The organism is Streptomyces sp. RP5T, from assembly GCF_003933965.1.
In the GTDB taxonomy this organism is placed as follows: Bacteria; Actinomycetota; Actinomycetes; order Streptomycetales; family Streptomycetaceae; genus Streptomyces.
This window is the reverse complement of sequence record NZ_RSAJ01000140.1, coordinates 1-17385: the sequence shown is the minus strand read 5'-3', so window position 1 is coordinate 17385 and position 17385 is coordinate 1. Positions and strand designations below refer to the sequence as shown.

Below are 17385 nucleotides of genomic sequence, written 5' to 3'. Positions count from 1 at the left end.
GTGCCCGGGGCGTCCGGGGCGTCCGGGGTGTCGTACGGCTGGCCCGTGGCCCCGGGGCGGAGCCGTGGCCGGGGTGGCCGGTCACGTCGTGACGCCGTTCAGGAGATCCTCGACCTCCGCCTGCGTCGGCATCGCGGAGGAGCCGGCCCGGGTGGGCGGCGACGTGGGCGGCGGCCGCCGTGGCGAACCGGACGGTGCGTTCCGGGTCCCAGCCCGACAGCAGCCCGTGGCACAGCGCGCCGCCGAACGCGTGGGCCGGGCCCGGGCCGCCCGTCACCGCGCCCGGGACCGGCGGGACCTCGGCCGTGGTGCCGTCCCGGTGCACGGCGAGGACGCCCTTCGGGCCCAGCCGCACCACGGCCAGGTGCACACCCGCGGCCAGCAGGCCCTCGGCGCACGCCCTCGGTTCGCGCAGCCCGGTGGCCCGCGCGCACTCGTCGAGGTCGCCGACCACGACCGTCGCGTGCCGCAGGGCCTCGGCGTGGTGCGGGCGGGCTTCGTCGGGGTCGGCCCAGGCGGCCGTGCCGTCACGGAGCGCGGGCCGCCGGTCGAGGTCGAGGACCGTGGTGGCCGCCCCGCCGCGGCACCTGAGCGCGGCGAGCGTGGCCGAGCGGCTCGGCTCCTCGTCCAGAGCGGAGCCGGTGAGCCAGAGGACCCGGGCCGCGCGGAGGGCGAAGCAGTCGAGTTCGTCGGTGTGTATCTCCAGCTCAGAGGCCGTGGGACGGCGGTAGGAGTACAGCGCGAGGTCGTCCGGCGCGGCGCTCTCGCAGAAGGTGACCGGGGTCGGCTGGGACTCCACCGCGGTCACCCAGCGGTCGTCGACGCCGTGATCCGTGAGGGTCTGGTGGAGATAGGCCGCGAAGGGGTCGGCCCCGGTGCGGGCGACGACCGCGGCGGAGTGGCCGAGCCGGGCGGCGGCGACCACGACATTGGCGGCCGACCCGCCGAGGGACCTGCCGAAAGAGAGCACCTGGGCCAGGGGGAGCCCCGGCTGCAGCGGGTGGAGATCAACTCCGATACGGCCCATACTGATCACGTCGAACTGCTGCACTGGCTCGACCATGCGCGACGCTCCTCGATCCGGGCTGGGGACGCGGGGCCTTCCGGGCCCGTTGCCCCCCAGGTGTAGGACTCGAAGGGCGACGCTGTCAATAGTTTGTACTTACATTCGGACCTGTACGTGAAATGATGTCTTAACAAAGTATTGACAGCGGCCGCGCCAGGGGAGTTGGATCCCGTCCCAACGCAAGTTGGCGCGTTTTCACAGATCCCGCCCCCTTTCCCGACGTTCTCCCCGTCGCACAGTGAGGTGCAAGGAAAGATGGACCGCTCTTCTCTCTCCCGTTCGCGGAGATTCGCTCCCGCCGTGGCCCTGGCTGCGGCCGCGGCCCTGACGCTCGCCGGCTGCTCCAGCAGCTCGGGCGGCAAGAAGTCCGAGGAGAGCGCGGACGGCGCCTCCGCGGGCAAGGCCACCACTCCCCGGATGACCATCGCGCTGGTCACCCACCAGTCACCCGGTGACACCTTCTGGGACATCGTCCGCAAGGGCGCCCAGGCCGCCGCTGCCAAGGACAACGTCGACCTGGTCTACTCGGCCGACCCGAGCGCGGCAAACCAGGCCACCCTTGTCCAGAACGCCATCGACAAGAAGGTCGACGGCATCGCGATCACCCTCGCCAAGCCGGACGCCCTCAGGGACGTCGTGGCCAAGGCGAAGAAGGCCGGCATACCCGTCGTCGGCCTCAACTCCGGTGTCAGTGACTGGCAGAAGCTCGGCCTGATGGAGTTCTTCGGCCAGGACGAGTCCGTGGCCGGCGAGGCACTCGGCAAGCGGCTGAACGAGGCCGGCGCCAAGAGCGCCGTCTGTGTCATCCAGGAGCAGGGCAACATCGGCCTCACCCAGCGCTGCGACGGCGTGAAGAAGACCTTCACCGGCAAGCTCCAGACGCTGAACGTCAACGGCACCGACATGCCGTCCGTGAAGTCGACGATCACCGCCAAGCTCTCCCAGGACAAGTCCATCGACTACGTCGTCACCCTCGGTGCGCCCTTCGCGCTGACCGCGGTGCAGTCGGCGTCCGACGCGGGCAGCAAGGCCAAGATCGCCACGTTCGACCTCAACAAGGACCTGACGGGCGCCATCAGCAAGGGCACCATCGAGTTCGCCGTCGACCAGCAGCCCTACCTCCAGGGCTACCTGGCGATCGACTCGCTGTGGCTCTACAAGAACAACGGCAACTACATGGGCGGTGGCGAGCAGCCGGTGCTGACCGGCCCGGCCTTCGTCGACAAGTCCAACGTCGACGCGGTGGCCGCGTTCGCCGCGAAGGGCACCAGGTGATGGGTATGACCCAGCACGCCGAGCCGGCGGTGACCACACCGCCGGCCCCCGGCGCCGGCAAGGCCAAGGACGGCCGGACCACGGAACGGCCGCTTGCCCTCAGGCTGTTGGCGCGCCCCGACGTGGGCGTGTTTCTGGGTGCCGTGGCGGTGTGGGTGTTCTTCCTGATCGCTGCTCCGCCGGTGCGCGAGGGCAGTGCGATGGCGAACATCCTCTACCAGTCGTCCACGATCGGGATCATGGCGCTGCCGGTCGCCCTGCTGATGATCGGCGGGGAGTTCGACCTGTCGGCGGGTGTCGCGGTGATCACCTCGGCGCTGACCGCGAGCATGTTCGCCTTCCAGCTCACGCTCAACGTGTGGGCGGGCATCTTCGTCGCCCTGCTGCTGTCGCTGGCGATCGGGTTCCTCAACGGCTGGCTGGTGGTCAAGACCGGTCTGCCCAGCTTCCTGATCACCCTGGGCACCTTCCTGATCCTGCAGGGGGTGAACCTGGCGGTGACCAAGCTGGTCACCGGCAACGTCGCCACCGACGACATCTCCGACATGGACGGCTTCGACCAGGCCAAGAAGGTCTTCGCGAACTCCTTCGAAGTGGCCGGCGTCCAGATCAAGATCACCATCATCTACTGGCTCGTCTTCGCCGCGCTGGCCACCTGGGTGCTGCTGCGCACGAAGTACGGCAACTGGATCTTCGCGGTGGGCGGCAACAAGGACTCCGCCCGTGCCGTGGGTGTCCCGGTCAACTTCACGAAGATCAGCCTGTTCATGACCGTGGGCTTCGCGGCCTGGTTCGTCGGCATGCACAACCTGTTCTCCTTCAACACCGTGCAGTCCGGCGAGGGCGTCGGCCAGGAGCTCATCTACATCTCCGCGGCCGTCATCGGCGGCTGTCTGCTGACCGGCGGCGCGGGCAGTGCCATCGGCCCGGTGTTCGGGGCGTTCATGTTCGGCATGGTCCAGCAGGGCATCGTCTACGCCAACTGGAACCCGGACTGGTTCAAGGCCTTCCTCGGCGTGATGCTGCTGGGCGCCGTCATGATCAATCTGTGGGTCAGCCGCACCGCGACCCGGAGGTAACTGCGCTATGACCACTGAAGAGACCGGCACGCACGGAGCGATCCTCGCCGACACCCCCGACACCACCGGTGCGGACGGGGTGATCGTCGAACTGCGCGACGCGGGCAAGTCCTACGGCAACATCCGCGCCCTGCACGGGGTGAGCCTCCAGGTCCGCCCGAGCCAGGTCACCTGCGTGCTCGGGGACAACGGCGCCGGCAAGTCGACCCTGATCAAGATCATCTCCGGCCTGCACCAGCACACCGAGGGCGAGTTCCTCGTCGACGGGCAGCCCGTACGCTTCACCACCCCGCGCGAGGCGCTGGACAAGGGCATCGCGACCGTCTACCAGGACCTGGCCGTGGTCCCGCTGATGCCGGTGTGGCGCAACTTCTTCCTCGGCTCCGAGATGACCAAGGGCCCCTGGCCCCTGCGCCGCCTGGACATCGAGAGGATGAAGAAGACCGCCGACCACGAGCTGCGCGAGATGGGCATCGTCCTCGACGACCTCGAACAGCCCATCGGCACCCTCTCCGGCGGCCAGCGCCAGTGCGTGGCCATCGCCCGCGCCGTCTACTTCGGCGCCCGCGTGCTGATCCTGGACGAGCCCACCGCCGCGCTCGGGGTCAAGCAGTCCGGTGTGGTGCTCAAGTACGTGGCCGCCGCCCGCGACCGGGGCCTCGGGGTCATCTTCATCACCCACAACCCGCACCACGCCTACATGGTCGGCGACCACTTCAGCGTGCTGCGGCTCGGCACCATGGAGCTGTCCGCGGCCCGCGACAGCATCACCCTGGAGGAACTCACCAACCACATGGCGGGCGGCGCCGAACTCGCCGCGCTCAAGCACGAGTTGTCCCAGGTCCGCGGAGTCGACACCGAAGCCCTCCCCGAGGAGCAGGACCTCACCGCGCCCGCCGTCGGCGGCGAGGGGACGTCCTGAGATGGCGGCCCCGCTCGACCGCATCCGCGTCGGTTCCGCCCCGGACTCCTGGGGCGTCTGGTTCCCCGACGACCCGGCCCAGGTGCCGTGGGAACGCTTCCTGGACGAGGTCGCCGAGGCGGGCTACTCCTGGATCGAGCTGGGGCCGTACGGCTATCTCCCCACCGACCCGGCCCGTCTGACCGACGAGATCGCCAGGCGCGACCTCAGGGTCTCGGCGGGCACGGTCTTCACCGGCCTGCACCGCGGGCCCTCGGTGTGGGAGCAGACCGGGGAGCACGTCAGCCAGGTCGCCGCGCTCACCCAGGCGATGGGCGCACGGCACCTGGTCGTCATCCCCTCCTTCTGGCGGGACGACAGGACCGCCGAGATCCTGGAGCCGCCGGAGCTCACCCACGAGCAGTGGGCCCACCTCACCAAGGGCATGGAACGGCTCGGCCACGAGGTGAAGGAGGCGTACGGGCTCGACATCGTGGTCCACCCGCACGCCGACACCCACCTCGACACCGAGGACCACGTGGAGCACTTCCTGGACTCCACGGACTCCGAACTCGTCAACCTCTGCCTGGACACGGGGCATTACGCCTACTGCGGCGGCGACAGCGTCAAGCTCATCGAGACCTACGGCGAGCGCATCGGCTATCTGCACCTCAAGCAGGTCGACCCGGAGGTCCTCGCGCACGTCGTGGCGGACGGAGTGTCGTTCGGCCCGGCCGTCCAGCGCGGGGTGATGTGCGAACCGCCCTCCGGCATACCGGAGTTGGAGCCGGTGCTGGTGGCCGCGCAGAAACTCGGCGTGGAGCTGTTCGCCATCGTCGAGCAGGACATGTACCCGTGCGAGCCGGACCGGCCGCTGCCGATCGCGGCGCGCACCCGGAAGTTCCTGAGGTCCTGCGGCGCCTGAAGGGGGCACCATGACCGAGCGAGGCACCCTCCGAGTCGCCGTCGTCGGCACCGGAAAGATGGGCGCCGACCACGTCCGCCGTCTCCACGAGGTCGTCAGCGGCGCCCGGGTGAGCGCCGTCGTGGACCTCGACGCGGAGCGCGCCAAGCAGATCGCCGCCCGCATCGACGGCTGCACCGCCTACACCGACCCGGCCTCCGCGATGACCGCGGCCGACGTCGACGCCGTCCTGATCGCCTCACCGGGCCCCGCCCACGAGGCGGCCCTGCTCCAGGCCTTCGCGCACGACCTGCCGGTGCTGTGCGAGAAGCCGCTCACCCCCGACGCGGCCTCCGCCCTGCGGGTCGTGGAGGCCGAGTGCGCACTGGGCCGCCGGCGGGCCCAGGTGGGGTTCATGCGGCGCTTCGACGCCGAGTACATGAAGCTCAAGTCCCTGCTGGGCACCGGCCAGCTGGGCCGTCCGCTGATGCTGCACAACCGGCACCGCAACGCCGCGAGCCCGCCCTTCTTCACCAGCTCCATGCTGATCAGCGACTCCGTGGCCCACGAGGCCGACGTGACCCGCTGGCTGCTCGGACACGAGATCACCGCGGTCACCGTGTGGCGGCCGGCCCCGTCGGCGAACGCCCCCGACGACCTCCAGGACCCGCAGTTCGTGCTCTTCGAGACCGACGGCGGCGCCCTCTCCGACGTGGAGATCTTCGTCAACTGCGGCTTCGGCTACCAGGTCCGGGCCGAGGCCGTCTGCGAACGCGGCACCGCCCGCATCGGCGACGGCCACGCCATGGTCACCGACATGGCGGGACGCTGGGGCGGCACCATCGCCCAGGACTTCGTCGAACGCTTCGCCGACGCCTACGACCGCGAGGTGCAGGCCTGGGTCGACGCCACCCGCCACGGCCGGGTCACCGGCCCCAGCGTGTGGGACGGCTACGCGGCGGCCGCGGTGTGCGAGGCGGGCGTACGGTCGCTGGAGGAGGGCGGCCGGATGCCGGTGGAACTCGTGGAACGGCCCGCGCTGTACGGTTGACACCGTGCCGTGCGGTGGGAGTTCGGCGAAGTTCCCCCGTGCTCGCTACGTACCGCCTGAATCGCGGCGTCGGCGTGACCCCTTGTGCCACCATGGCGCGGCTGTCCTCGGCGGGGCGGCGAGGGGGTGGTCATGGGACTCGTACGGATATTCCTGCCGTTGCCGCGCGCGGCGGCCCGGCTGGCACCGGAGCGGGGCGGACCGCTGCTCGGGGCGGCACTGTCGCACTGCGTCACGCCCTCCTGGGCGGGACTGCGGTCGCCGTCGCCGGAGCGGCGGCTCGCCTGGGCCGACGAGGCGGTCGCGGTCTACCGCGGCACGGCCGACGCGGACGGGCTCGGCCGCGCCCTGGCGCTGCGCGCCCACGCGCTGCTGCTGTCCGGCCGGTACGAGGAGGCGTGCGCGGCGGCGGCCGTCGTCCCGGGCGAGACGTCACCGGCGCTGACCGCCTTCGTCGGCGACGTGCGGGCGCAGGCCCTCGCGGGCCTGGGGCGGACCGCGGAGGCCGTCCAGGCGGCCCGGGCGAGCGTGGAGGACTACCGCCGCCTGCCCGCCCCTGACCGCAGGGACCGGGCGCTCGGCAGTCTGCCCGGCGCGCTGCGGACGTACGGAATGCTCCTCGCCGCGACCGGCCGCGGTGAGCAGTCCGTGGCCGTCTACGAGGAGTGTGCGGCACTCCTGGCCGCCATGTCGCTCCGCGAGCTGGCGCAGGTCGAGCTGGTGCGACCGCAGGTGCTCGCCGAACTGGTAGGCGTACTGCACTCGTTGGGACGCCACGAGGACGCGCTGGGCGTGGGCCCCGAGGCCCGGGAGGCGCTGCGGGGCCCTCTCGCGTGGACCGTCCCCGAGATCGTGCTGCCCCTGCGGGTACGGCTCCTGATCGACCTCGCCCGCTGCCACACCGCCACCGGAGACCCGGCCGAGGCCGCCGCCTGTGCCGCGGCGGCGGTGGCCGAGGCCCGCAAGCCGCACGGCGCGGGCGAGTTGACCTCGGCGCTGGACTGCCTCGCCGACGTACTCGGCGAACTGGGCCTGACCGACAAGGAGTCGCTCACCCGGCGCGAGGCGGCCGAGCTGCGCGGGACCTAGGACATGCACGGCCTCGGCTCGAAGCCCGCCGCCCGGTAGGTCTCGTCGATCAGTGTCATCGTCGCCACCGCGTCGTCCGCGTCCAGCGGCAGCGGACCGCCCCCGCGCACCCGGTCCGCGAACGCCTCCAGCTGGTAGGTGTACGACGACCGGGTGCCCAGCCGCTCGGTGCGCTCGCCGGCCGCCGTGCGCACCACGACCCGGTCGTCCGTGTGCGGCAGCACGAAGTTCGGCGCGAGGACCTCGCCCTGCGAACCGGTGATCCGGCAGCTCATCTCCAGCCGGTCGTACGCCATGTGGCAGCGCGCGGAGCCGGTCGCGCCGCCCGGGAAGGCCAGGTCGGCGTCCAGCCACTCGTCGACGCCGGGGGCGCCCGCACGCTCACCGCCCCGCGCGGACACCAGCCGCGGCGCGCCGCCCGCCCAGGGGGCCAGCATGCGCAGCGCGTGCAGGCTGTAGCAGCCGAGGTCCATCATCGCGCCGCCGGCCAGCGGCAGCGACCAGCGCGGATCGGAGTCCGCCGGAGCCGGGATCGCGACCAGGGCCTCGACGTGCCGCAACTCGCCGATCTCCCCGCTCGCGAGGACCTCGTGCAGGCGCCGGGTGACCGGGTGGAACAGATAGTGGAAGGCCTCCATGAAGACCGTCCCGGCCTTGGCCGCGGCCTCCCGCACCTCCGCCGCCTCCTCGGCGTTGCTCGCCGACGGCTTCTCGCTCAGCACGTGCTTGCCGGCGGCGAGCGCCGCGAGGTTCCACGGCCCGTGCAGCCCGTTGGCGAGCGGGTTGTAGACGACCTCGACCTCGGGGTCGGCGATCAGTTCGGCGTACGACGCGGCCACCCGCTCCACACCGTGCGCGGCCGCGTAGGCCTCGGCGCGGTCCCGGTCGCGCGCGGCCACCGCGACGACCCGGTGGCCGGTGGCGCGGGCCGGCCCGATCAGCGAGGACTCGCTGATCCGCGCGGCTCCCAGCACTCCGATGCGCAGCGGTTCGCTCATGTCTGCCGTTCCTCCTCGATCGTGGCGGGGCCATGGTCCCGCCGGGCCAGTGTGCCCTGTGCGGGCGGGAAGTGGCGGCGCGCGAGGTCCTGGGCGTGGGCCACCGTGCACTCGACGAGCTCGAAGGCGGGCAGCCCGCCGACGAACCAGGTCCGGTAGCGGCCCTGCAGCGCGTCCAGGCGGTCCAGTGCCCCGTCCGCGAGGTCGGTGCCGCCGAAGTGCGGCATGAACGCCCACTCGCGCCGCAGGTGCACCTCCTCCAGCCGCCCGCCGAGGGCCGTGACGTCGTCCCGCAGCAGCGCGGTGACCTCGTCGGGGCGGCCGTAGGAGTAGAAGGTCCGCACCTCGCTGTCCGGGTAGCGGTGGTGGTACGAGACGCAGTGGCCGGCCGCCTGGCGGCTCGCGGTGTGGGCGGCGAGGAAGTAGAAGCCGTCCTGCGGGAGACCGGACGCGGCGGCCAGGGTGGTGTGGTAGGCGTTGCTGCGGATCCGTGCGGCGAGGTCGCGCTCCTCGTCGGTGGCGTCCAGGACCGGCAGGATCCGGTCCGGGGCGACCGCGAGCACCACGTCGTCCGCCTCGACCGGACCCGAGTCGGTGTGCACCCGCACCCCGTCCGCGCGGCGCTCCACCGACGTCACCCGTACCCCGCACCGCACGTCCTTCAGCTCCTCGGCGACCCGCCGCCACAGCGTGGCGAACCCGCCCGCCACGGTGAAGTCGCCGGGGTGGCCGAGGAGTTCGGGACCCGGGTCCAACAGCCCGGTCATCTCCGCGTACTTCACGAAGTACAGCGCGGGTACGTCCTCGTCGAGGTGGCCGTACCCGGCGGCCGTCCAGCCGGTGCCGAAGGACTCGGCCATGGAGTGCAGGCCGTGGTCGGCGATCCAGCGGCCGACGGGAGCGGCGAGGGCGCGCGCGGAGTGGGCGAGCCCGGGCTCGGCGATGCGGGGGAACTCCCTTTCGCGCAGGGCGCGGTAGCGCTGGAGGGAGCCGTCGCGCAGGAAGGCCATCGACTGCCGCACGGCACGCCCTTGGGCGTCGAGGACCCGGTAGCGGCTGGTGCGCTCGGTCTCCACGTCCAGTTCTGCCAGCAACCGCGCGATCCGTTCGTACCTGTTGGTGCAGATGTGGCCGCCGAGGTCGAAGGCGTGCCCGTCCACGCGCACGCTCTGGCACTTCCCGGCCACCGTGTCCTGCTCCTCCAGCACGGTCACCCGGTGCCCGGCACCCTCCAGTTCGCGGGCGACGGCCAGGCCGCTCGGTCCTGCGCCAACGACGGCCACGGTGCGGGGGCCTGCGGTGTCGCGTAACTCCTGCATGCTCGGACTCCTGGGTCGGTCGGACGTGGGAGGCTCTCATCGTCGTACGGAGAGATCACGTGACCGTAAACGGGTGTCGCGGGCGGAGTGTTCACCCCCCAGGGGAGCCAAGTCCCGGGCGCGGGCGCCCGGGACACGGTGGCGGGGTCAGGCGGAGCGGACCTCGGCGATCGTCACCGGGCGGTGCTCGTGCAGGGACAGCGTGCACGCCTCGGCGATCCAGCCCGCCTCCAGGGCGTCCGCGATGGTGCACGGCGAGGGCCGGGTGCCGGCCACGACCTCGGTGAACGCCGTGAGTTCGGCGCGGTAGGCCGCGGTGAAGCGGTCCATGAAGAAGTCGTGCGGGGTGCCCGCGGGGAAGGTCACCCCGGGCTCGACCGATCGCAGCGGCAGCTTGTCCTCCAGACCCACGGCGATCGAGTCCGTGAAGCCGTGGATCTCCATGCGGACGTCGTAACCCCGGGCGTTGTGGCGGGAGTTGGAGACCACCGCGATCGTGCCGTCGTCGAGGGTGAGGATGGCGCCGGTGGTGTCGGCGTCGCCCGCCTCCTTGATGTAGTCGGCGCCCCGGTTGCCGCCCACGGCGTACACCTCTACGACCTCGCGTCCGGTCACCCAGCGGATGATGTCGAAGTCGTGCACCGAGCAGTCCCGGAAGATGCCCCCGGAGGCGGCGACGTACGCGGCCGGCGGCGGGGCCGGGTCCAGGGTGGTCGAGCGCACGGTGTGCAGCTTGCCCAGCTCACCGCTCAGCACGGCGGCCCGCGCGTTGACGAAACCGGTGTCGAAGCGGCGGTTGTAGCCGATCTGGATCGGTACGTCACTGCCCTGGACGGCCTTGAGGACCTCGACGCCCTCGCTCATGTGCTTGGCGACGGGCTTCTCGCAGAAGACGGGGATGCCGGCCTCGACGCCGGCCAGGATCAGCCCGGGGTGCGCGTCCGTCGCGGCCGCGACCACGATGCCGTCCACGCCGGCGGCCAGCAGGGCCTCGGGCGAGTCCACGACCTCGCCACCGAAGCGGTCCGCGGCGGACTTGGCGGCCTCGGCGAAGGGGTCGGTGAGCACGAGGGAGTCGACCACGTCGAGTCCGGAGAGGGTCTCGGCGTGGAAGGCGCCGATGCGGCCGAGGCCGAGGATTCCGATGCGCATGGGGGTACAGCTCCTTGAGGGTGTTTCCGGTGAGCGGGGTGTCACGAGCGGGGATGTTCGAGCGGGGTCCGCGAGCGGGGTTCGCGGGCGGGGAGGGAGGTCAGTCGAGGCCGCCCAGGACGTTCTGGTCCCAGTCGATCACCGATCCGGTCACCACGCCCGACCGGTCGGACAGCAGGAGGACCACGAAGTCGGCGATCTCGTCGGGCTGGCCGAGCTTGCCCATGGGCAGCCGGGCCGCGGCCTCCTCGCGCCAGTCGTCGCCGGCGCCGTGGAAGGTCTTCTGGGTGGCGTCCTCGCCCTCGGTCGCCGTCCAGCCGATGTTCAGGCCGTTGATCCGGACCCGGTCCCAGCGGTGGGCGTGCGCGGCGTTGCGGGTCAGACCGATCAGGCCGGCCTTCGCGGCCACGTAGGGCGCGAGGAAGGGCTGCCCGCCGTGCGCCGAGGACGTGATGATGTTGACGACCGTGCCGGGCGCCTTCCGGCCGACCATGTCCGCCACGGCCGCCTGCATGGCGAAGAACGGCGCCTTCAGGTTGATCGCGATGTGCTGGTCGAACAGCTCGGGCGTGGTGTCGAGGAGGGTGCCCCGGGAGGTGAGGCCCGCGGAGTTCACCAGGCAGTCGACCCGGCCGTACGCCTCGACGACCCGGGCGACGGAGGCTTTGGCCTGCTCGGCGTCGGCGAGGTCGGCGCGCACGAACAACGCCTTGCCGCCGGCCGCCTCCAGCTCCGCCACCAGTGCCTCACCGGGCTCCGGCCTGCGGCCCGTGACGGCCACCACCGCCCCCTCGCGCACGGCGGCCCGGGCGATGGCGGCGCCGACGCCCTGACTGCCGCCGTTGACGAGGACGATCCTGTCGTCGAGTAGTCCCATGGATGTGCCAGTACCTTTCGGTTCGTGCGGCGCCGATTCAGCTCGTGCGCCGGTCTGCGGCCGCCCGTAGTTCGTCCCTGAGCGTGCGCGGGGTCCAGCCCTCGGCGAGCGCCCGGCGCACCAGGTCCGCCTGGGAGGGCGGGGCCAGTCCGTCGACCGGCGGGTCGCTGTCGAGGTTGGTGGGGAAGGGGTAGCCCTCGGCGCTCGCGGCGATCACGTTGTCCAGCCACTGCGCGTCGGCGCCCTCCGCCTTGCGGCGCAGCAGCGCCGGGTACACCGCGTTCGACACCGCCTCCCGGTCCACGGTCTCCATGGCCCGCCCGAAGGCCGAGGACACCTGGAGCAGGTTGGCCGTGCGCCGCACGTCGGTGGTGCGGTTGGTGCCGGCCGCGTGGAACAGCGCCGGGTTGAAGAAGACCGCGTCGCCCTTCGAGAGCGGCAGCTGGACGTGGTGCTCCTTGAAGTACGCCTGGAACTCCGGCCGCCGCCACGCCAGATAGCCGGGCTCGAACAGCTGCGAGAACGGCAGGTACAGCGTCGGCCCCGACTCCACGGGCATGTCGCAGTGCGCGACGGCGCCCTGGAGGGTGAGCACGGGGGACAGGCGGTGGACGTGCGCCGGATAGGCCGCGGCGGCCTCGTCGGAGAGGAAGCCGAGGTGGTAGTCGCGGTGCGCGGTCTGCGCGAGGCCGCCCGGGTTGACGACGTTGACCTGCGAGGTGACCTGGTAGCCGGGGCCGAGCCAGGCCTCGCAGACCAGGGCGACCACGGGGTTGGCGTAGTAGTCGGCGAACGCCGCCGGGTCGTAGAGGGCGCCCTTCTCCAGCGCGTTCCACACCCGCTCGTTGGCGCCGGGCTTGGCGAAGTGGTCGCCCGCGGTCGTGCCCGCCGCGTACTGCTCGCGGATCAGCGAGTCGAAGACCTCGGTGAAACGGTCCACGACGGCGTGATCGGGGAACGCCCCGCGGAGGACCACGACCCCGGGGCCGTCGGTCAGGGCCTTCACCAGCTCCTCCTGCACCTCGCGGCGGTCCTCGGCACCACGGACGCGCTCGGCGTCGTACAGCAGGACGTTCCGCTCCACGGCCGAGGCGTACGGGTAGTCGGCGGGGTCGACACCCCGTTCGACCAGGGCGCGGAACGCTTCGAGGTCGCAGTCCTGCTCGGACAGCCAGGCGCGGCGGTGTACGGCGGTGAAGGACATCGGCGTCCTCTCGGTGACAGGGGCGACTCAGCGCTGTCATTCTTGTCATGACAAAGCCGTCGAACAACCAGCAGGCGGCCATCAAAAACCCCTCAAGGAGCAGACGCGTGGGCCACCCCTACCCGATCCGCGAAATCGCACGTCAGGCGGGGCTGAGCGAGGCCACCGTCGACCGCGTCCTGAACGGCAGGGGAGGGGTCAGGGAGAACACCGCCCGCGAGGTCCACCAGGCGATCACCGACCTGGACCGGCAGCGCACCCAGGTCCGGCTGGTCGGCCGCACCTTCATGATCGACATAGTGATGCAGACGCCGGAACGTTTCTCGACGGCCGTGCGCGCCGCCCTGGAGGCCGAACTGCCCGCACTGCACCCCGCCGTCCTGCGCTCCCGCTTCCACTTCCGCGAGACCGGCCCGGTCGCGGAGCTGACGAGGATCCTCGACCGGATAGCCCGGCGCGGCTCCCAGGGAGTGATCCTCAAGGCCCCGGACGTCCCCGAGGTCACGGCCGCCGTCGGCCGGCTCGCCGAGGCGGGCATCCCCGTGGTCACCCTCGTCACCGACCTGCCCTCCACGGCCCGCCTCGCCTACGTCGGCATCGACAACCGGGCCGCGGGAGCGACCGCCGCCTACCTCATGGGCCAGTGGCTCGGCGACCGCCCCGGCAACGTCCTCACCAGCCTCAGCAGCGGGTTCTTCCGCAACGAGGAGGAGCGCGAGATGGGGTTCCGCAGCGCCATGCGCACCCGGCACCCGGAACGGACGGTGGTGGAGATCGCCGAGGGGCAGGGCCTGGACGCCACACAGTACGAGTTGGTCAGAGCCGCGCTGGAGCGGGATCCGGAGATCCGGGCGGTCTACTCGATCGGCGGCGGCAACATCGCCACCCTCAGGGCCTTCGAGGACCTGGGCCGGGAGTGCGCGGTGTTCGTGGCGCACGACCTCGACCACGACAACGACCGGCTGCTGCGCGAGCACCGGCTCTCGGCCGTGCTCCACCACGACCTGCGGCAGGACATGCGGGAGGCGTGCCACACCGTGATGCGGGCCCACGGGGCGCTGCCGCCCGCGGGGCCGACGGTGCCCTCGGCGATACAGGTGGTGACGCCGTACAACATGCCGTGGTGACGCCGTACGGCTCACCGGCCCCGGCGGCCCCCACCCGGACCCGTCACACCTCCACCCACGAACCGCTCGCCGCGGACCGGGACATGGCGTCCAGTACGGCGGCACTGTGCACGGCGTCCCGCAGCGTGGCCCCGTACGAGGTGCCCTCGGCGATCGAGCGCAGGAAGCGGTACGCCTCCACGACCTTCAGGTCGTCGTAGCCCATGGCGTTGGCCGCGCCCGGCTGGAAGGCGCCGAACTCGCCGTCGCCCGGGCCGACGAACACCGTGCTGACCGGCTGGTCCTGGTAGCGGCCGCCGCGGCTGATGCCCAGCTCGCCCATGCGGCGGAAGTCCCAGAACACCGCGCCCTCGGTGCCGTGCACCTCGAAGCCGTAGTTGTTCTGCTCGCCGACCGAGACCCGGCAGGCCTCCAGGACGCCCCGGGCACCCGAGGCGAAACGCAGCAGGCAGTTGACGTAGTCCTCGTTCTCGACCGGCCCGAGTTCCCCCGTGGCGAGGGTGTGCCCGGCCGTGGCGCCGGTCGGGCGGGCCCGCTCCGGCACGAAGACCGCCGTGTCGGCCGTCAGGGAGACGATGTCCCCGAGCAGGAAACGGGCCAGGTCGGCGCCGTGGGAGGCGAGGTCGCCGAGCACGCCGCTGCCGCCGCGCGCCCGTTCGAAACGCCAGGTCAGGGCGCCCTGCGGATGAGCCGCGTAGTCGCTGAGGAGCCGGATGCGGACATGGGTGACCGTGCCGATCTCCCCGGCGGCGATCAGCTCGCGGGCCGCCTCGACGGCGGGGGCGTTGCGGTAGTTGAAGCCGACCGCGCTGCGCACGCCGGCCCTGTCCGCCGCGTCGGCCACCGCCCGGGCGTCCTCGGCGGTGAGACCGACCGGCTTCTCGATCCACAGGTGCTTGCCGGCCTCCGCCATCGCCACGCCGATCTCGCGGTGCAGGAAGTTGGGCGCGGTGACGCTGACCGCCCTGATCCGCGGGTCGGCGGCGACCTCGCGCCAGTCGCGGGTCGCCGCCGCGAACCCGAACTGCGCCGCGGCCTCCTCGGCCCGCCCCGGCACGTCCTCGGCGACGGTCACCAGCTCCGGCCGCAGGGGGAGACGTGGGTAGTGGTGCGGGACCCGGGCGTAGGCCTGGGTGTGCACCCGCCCCATCCAGCCGAATCCGACGACGGCTACGCCGAGCGTGTCCACCATGACTGACAGCCCCTCTTTGGACCGGTCCATACTCTGTCCAGGTCACCTTGGGTGCCGTCTTCGCTTACTGTCAACCCTTTGACAAGCCGCGGCGCGGCGTGGAACGGTCCATACCCATGAGAGCGCCGACGATCCGCGATGTGGCCGACCGGGCCGGTGTCTCGAAGTCCCTCGTCTCCCTCGTGCTGCGCGGCTCCGACCAGGTGCGCCCGGAGAAACGGGAGGCCGTGCTGCGGGCCGTGCGCGAACTCGGCTACCGCCCGAACGCCGCCGCCCGCAGCCTCAGCGAGCAGCGCACCCGCACGGTCGGCGTCCTCCTCAACGACCTGCGCAACCCCTGGTTCGTCGACCTGCTCGACGGCCTCAACTCCCTGTTGCACGACAACGGTCTGCGCATGCTCCTGGCCGACGCCCGCCTCAACCGCCGTACCGGCCAGGACCCGGCGGGCCCCTTCCTGGACCTCGGCGTGGACGGTCTGATCGTGGTCGGCACCCTGCCCGAACCCGCCGCGCTCCAGGCGGTGGCCGAACGCCTCCCGGTGGTCGTCGCCGGCGCGCGCGAGCCCGCCCTGCCGGGCGTGGACATCGTCGCCAACGACGACGAGCGCGGGGCCCGCCTGGTCACCGAGCACCTGATCGGCCTCGGCCACCGCCGGATCGCCCACATCGCGGGGTACGGCGCGGTCGGCGGACTGCGCCGCGGGAGCTTCGAGGCGACGATGCGGGCGCACGGCCTCGGGGGCGACGCGGTCGTCGAGCCGAGCGACATGACCGAGGAGGGTGGCTACCGCGCGACGGTCCGGCTGCTGAGCCGCCCCGACCGGCCGACGGCCGTGTTCGCCTTCAACGACATCGCCGCGATCGGCGCGGTCTCGGCCGCCGAGGAACTGGGCCTCGGCGTCCCGCGCGACCTGTCCGTCGTCGGCTACGACAACACGAGCATCGCCCGGCTGCGGCACGTCTGGCTCACCACCGTCGACAACGCCAGCCACGAGGTCGGCCGCCGTGCCGCACGCTGTCTGCTCGACCGGTTCGAGGGGCGCGGGGGAGCGGGGCGTACGGATCTCGCCGCGCCGGCGCTGGAGATCCGGGGGACGACGGCGGGACCGTCCGACGCGGCCGGAGGCGTCCCCGTCAGAGGTTGATCGCGTACGCCTTCCGCAGCGTCTCGTGCACCGTCCACGTCGTACGGTCGCCCTCGCGCAGTACGGCCATGTCGCCGGGCCCCACGTGCAGCGTCGGGCCGTCCTCGACCTCGATGGTCGCCGAGCCGCTGACGACGACGAACAGCTCGTCCGCCTCCGTGTCGGTGACGACGCCGGGGGTGATCTGCCAGACGCCCCGGATCCGGCCTCCGTCCTCCGACTGCCAGACCACCTTCCCGGTCACCTCGGGCGTCCCGGAGACGATCTGCTCCCGTGCGAGGGGTTCGGGCTCGAGTTCGGCGTCGGGGACGTGCAGTACGAAGCTGTGATCCATGGGGCGACCCTAGCGAGATCGTTCCCCGCCCGTCCGTCGACAGTGTGTGCAGTACCGGCGCGGGCGGGCGGACACTCCGTCGCGGACTGGCGGCCGATCGCGGCCCGGGTGACCGTGAGGACATGGAGGACATGGAGGACACGGGGAACACCGAGGACACCGAGACCGCCGCGGGCCGGCCGCACCGGCACGACACCGGCACCCGTGAGGCCGTGCTCTTCGGCGGGGTCTACGGCTCGGTCCTGGCCTGCTCCATGGTCGCCGCGCTCACCCAGTACGGGCACACCTCCCGCGACAGCCGCCGCTACGACGCCGCCTGGCTCCTGGTCACGGCCCTCGCCTCCGCCCTCGCGCACGGCTACGCCCACTACATCGCCGAGCGCGCCCCGCACCGCCGCGGGGACGCCCTGCGCGCCCTGGCCGACGAGTGGCCCCTGGTCGCCGCGGTCCTGCCGACGGTCGTCCTCCTCGCGGGGGCGGGCTGGGGCTGGTGGCCCGCGAGCGGCGTCGAGTACGCGGCCTTCGTCCTCAACATCACGCTCCTGTTCACCCTGGGCCTGGTCACGTCCCGCTGGTCCCACCGCCCGTGGGGCAGCGCTGTCGCCGTGGGAGCGGTGGACGCGATGCTGGGGATGGTGGTCGTGGTGGCGAACGCGGTGATCAAGTAGGGGG

The 17385-nt window shown here is 72.2% G+C and carries 16 protein-coding genes and 1 pseudogene; 9 read left to right on the top strand and 8 right to left on the bottom strand.

The genetic code is table 11. The features are described 5' to 3' along the window. Positions 1-81: 81 nt before the first annotated feature. Positions 82-1063 (bottom strand): annotated as a pseudogene (locus EHS43_RS17115) (PfkB family carbohydrate kinase). 258 nt (positions 1064-1321) lie between these two features. On the opposite strand from EHS43_RS17115, the gene EHS43_RS17110 reads away from it, so the two are divergent. The 6 genes from EHS43_RS17110 to EHS43_RS17085 all read left to right on the top strand — a co-directional run bounded on the left by EHS43_RS17110 (position 1322) and on the right by EHS43_RS17085 (position 7365). Further along, complete coding sequence (locus EHS43_RS17110; protein WP_125191634.1) at positions 1322-2341, top strand: sugar ABC transporter substrate-binding protein; 1020 nt, start codon at positions 1322-1324, stop codon at positions 2339-2341. Then, on the top strand, positions 2341-3420 hold the full coding sequence (locus EHS43_RS17105) for an ABC transporter permease (RefSeq protein WP_125191633.1): 1080 nt from the start codon (positions 2341-2343) through the stop codon (positions 3418-3420). The genes EHS43_RS17110 and EHS43_RS17105 overlap by 1 nt, the downstream gene beginning before the upstream one ends. 7 nt (positions 3421-3427) lie before the next feature. After that, entirely contained in the window at positions 3428-4342 is a 915-nt protein-coding gene (locus EHS43_RS17100; RefSeq protein ID WP_125191632.1) for an ATP-binding cassette domain-containing protein, read from the top strand. Between the two features lies 1 nt (position 4343). After that, positions 4344-5246: a sugar phosphate isomerase/epimerase gene (locus tag EHS43_RS17095; RefSeq protein ID WP_125191631.1), complete on the top strand. Its 903-nt coding sequence runs from the start codon at positions 4344-4346 to the stop codon at positions 5244-5246. Between the two features lie 10 nt (positions 5247-5256). Next, a complete protein-coding gene (locus EHS43_RS17090) occupies positions 5257-6276 on the top strand; it encodes a Gfo/Idh/MocA family protein (RefSeq protein WP_125191630.1) in 1020 nt (339 codons plus the stop codon). Between the two features lie 132 nt (positions 6277-6408). Further along, positions 6409-7365 (top strand): hypothetical protein, encoded by a 957-nt coding sequence (locus EHS43_RS17085; RefSeq protein ID WP_125191629.1) that lies wholly within the window; start codon positions 6409-6411, stop codon positions 7363-7365. On the opposite strand, the gene EHS43_RS17080 is transcribed toward EHS43_RS17085, so the two are convergent. From EHS43_RS17080 to EHS43_RS17060, 5 genes are all read right to left on the bottom strand, one after another. Further along, a complete protein-coding gene (locus tag EHS43_RS17080) occupies positions 7362-8363 on the bottom strand; it encodes a Gfo/Idh/MocA family protein (RefSeq protein WP_125191628.1) in 1002 nt (333 codons plus the stop codon). The two genes, EHS43_RS17085 and EHS43_RS17080, sit on opposite strands and share 4 nt — an antisense overlap. Beyond that, positions 8360-9682: an NAD(P)/FAD-dependent oxidoreductase gene (locus EHS43_RS17075; RefSeq protein ID WP_125191627.1), complete on the bottom strand. Its 1323-nt coding sequence runs from the start codon at positions 9680-9682 to the stop codon at positions 8360-8362. Before EHS43_RS17075 ends, EHS43_RS17080 begins: the two co-directional genes overlap by 4 nt. 147 nt (positions 9683-9829) lie before the next feature. After that, complete coding sequence (locus EHS43_RS17070; RefSeq protein WP_125191626.1) at positions 9830-10834, bottom strand: Gfo/Idh/MocA family oxidoreductase; 1005 nt, start codon at positions 10832-10834, stop codon at positions 9830-9832. A gap of 100 nt (positions 10835-10934) precedes the next feature. Next, positions 10935-11711 carry an SDR family oxidoreductase gene (locus tag EHS43_RS17065; RefSeq protein WP_125191625.1) on the bottom strand — a complete coding sequence of 259 codons (777 nt, stop codon included), beginning with the start codon at positions 11709-11711 and terminating at the stop codon, positions 10935-10937. A gap of 37 nt (positions 11712-11748) precedes the next feature. Continuing rightward, on the bottom strand, positions 11749-12915 hold the full coding sequence (locus tag EHS43_RS17060) for a phytanoyl-CoA dioxygenase family protein (protein ID WP_125191624.1): 1167 nt from the start codon (positions 12913-12915) through the stop codon (positions 11749-11751). Between the two features lie 107 nt (positions 12916-13022). On the opposite strand from EHS43_RS17060, the gene EHS43_RS17055 reads away from it, so the two are divergent. Then, positions 13023-14042 (top strand): LacI family DNA-binding transcriptional regulator, encoded by a 1020-nt coding sequence (locus tag EHS43_RS17055; RefSeq protein ID WP_125191637.1) that lies wholly within the window; start codon positions 13023-13025, stop codon positions 14040-14042. 43 nt (positions 14043-14085) lie between these two features. On the opposite strand, the gene EHS43_RS17050 is transcribed toward EHS43_RS17055, so the two are convergent. Beyond that, a complete protein-coding gene (locus tag EHS43_RS17050) occupies positions 14086-15234 on the bottom strand; it encodes a Gfo/Idh/MocA family protein (RefSeq protein ID WP_125191623.1) in 1149 nt (382 codons plus the stop codon). A 116-nt stretch (positions 15235-15350) separates the two neighbouring features. Here EHS43_RS17050 and EHS43_RS17045 point away from each other — a divergent pair, with 116 nt between their 5' ends. Further along, on the top strand, positions 15351-16379 hold the full coding sequence (locus tag EHS43_RS17045; RefSeq protein ID WP_125191622.1) for a LacI family DNA-binding transcriptional regulator: 1029 nt from the start codon (positions 15351-15353) through the stop codon (positions 16377-16379). Here EHS43_RS17045 and EHS43_RS17040 read toward each other — a convergent pair. Further along, positions 16369-16713, bottom strand: coding sequence for a cupin domain-containing protein (locus EHS43_RS17040; RefSeq protein ID WP_125191621.1), 345 nt, complete (start codon positions 16711-16713; stop codon positions 16369-16371). The genes EHS43_RS17045 and EHS43_RS17040 overlap by 11 nt on opposite strands. A gap of 131 nt (positions 16714-16844) precedes the next feature. Here EHS43_RS17040 and EHS43_RS17035 point away from each other — a divergent pair, with 131 nt between their 5' ends. Next, a complete protein-coding gene (locus tag EHS43_RS17035) occupies positions 16845-17381 on the top strand; it encodes a hypothetical protein (RefSeq protein ID WP_125191636.1) in 537 nt (178 codons plus the stop codon). Positions 17382-17385: the final 4 nt, after the last annotated feature.